Genomic DNA, 1063 nt, shown 5'->3' on the forward strand with positions numbered 1-1063 from the left:
GCTTCCTGCGCGGCGCCGCCGAGTACTACGGCCTCTCCGGCCCGCCGGGCCCCGGCGGGGGTCCGCTGGTGCGCGTCCAGCCCGGGGCCGTCCCGGACCGGCTGAGGGGCTTCCTGCGGATCCGCGACGACGCCTCGACCGCGATCACCGCGGTCCTCGGCGGCGATCCGACCCGCACCGCCGACCTCCGCAGGGCCTACGCGGACGCCGTCCGCACCCTGCTCACCGCCGCGGCCGCCGCGTCGTCCGGCACGACCACCGACGCGCTCTACCTCCAGCACCAGCAGCTCATCCACGCGTGGGCCTGGCCCGAGGCACGCCTCGACCCGCAGCGCAACGTCCTGCTCGATGCCGTGCCCGCCGCCGAACGGGCCCGCGTCCGGGTGAACACCGACGACGTGACCATCCAGGGGATCGCCGCCGTCTTCGGCCCCAACGCCGTCATCAAGCCGCTGCCGCGGAACACCACCGTGACCCTCGCCCCCACCATCCCCGCCGGACAGCGGACGGGCCTCGGCAGGCTGGCCCAGTTCCTCGTCACCGACGCACCGCCGCTGCTCGCGCCGAACCGCAGCACGACGCTGCGCCTCGACCTCACCGCCCAGGGCGGCGGCCGGGGCACCTACCGGTTCACCGAGGTCGAGCACCCCGGACCGCCGGTGCGCCGCGAGGTGCTGGTGGAACACCTCGCCGACCTCGGGCCGGAGCGCGACCAGAGCCAACCGCAGCCCGGTGGCGATGAGTTGTTCACCCGACACCGGTTCACCCGCGACACCGGCTGGACCAACGGCGAGTACGCCCAGCTCCTCGGCGCGCTGGCCGCCGTCCCCGACGGCGTCCTCGGCCGGATCGACAAGATCAGGTTCGTCCGCGTGGCCTCGCTGTCCTCGGGAAACGCCGCCGAGTACTCCCTCGCGGACCACACCGTGTCCGTCGCCGACAGCGCCTTCCAGGGGCCGGCCGGCTCCCAGCGCGTCTTCCAGGGCCCGAACCAGCCCGAGAACAGCTTCCAGCGGCTGATCGCGCACGAGCTCGGGCACGCGTACGACTGGGCGCCCCTGCG

The 1063-nt window shown here is 74.8% G+C and carries 1 protein-coding gene; it reads left to right on the forward strand.

The window, feature by feature from the left end; all coding sequences use genetic code 11:
• Positions 1–1063 (forward strand): hypothetical protein (locus tag AB0O00_RS41210; RefSeq protein WP_363659773.1); only part of this gene is annotated, 1063 nt, incomplete at both ends.

The organism is Kitasatospora sp. NPDC093558 (assembly GCF_040683475.1).
In the GTDB taxonomy this organism is placed as follows: Bacteria; Actinomycetota; Actinomycetes; order Streptomycetales; family Streptomycetaceae; genus Kitasatospora.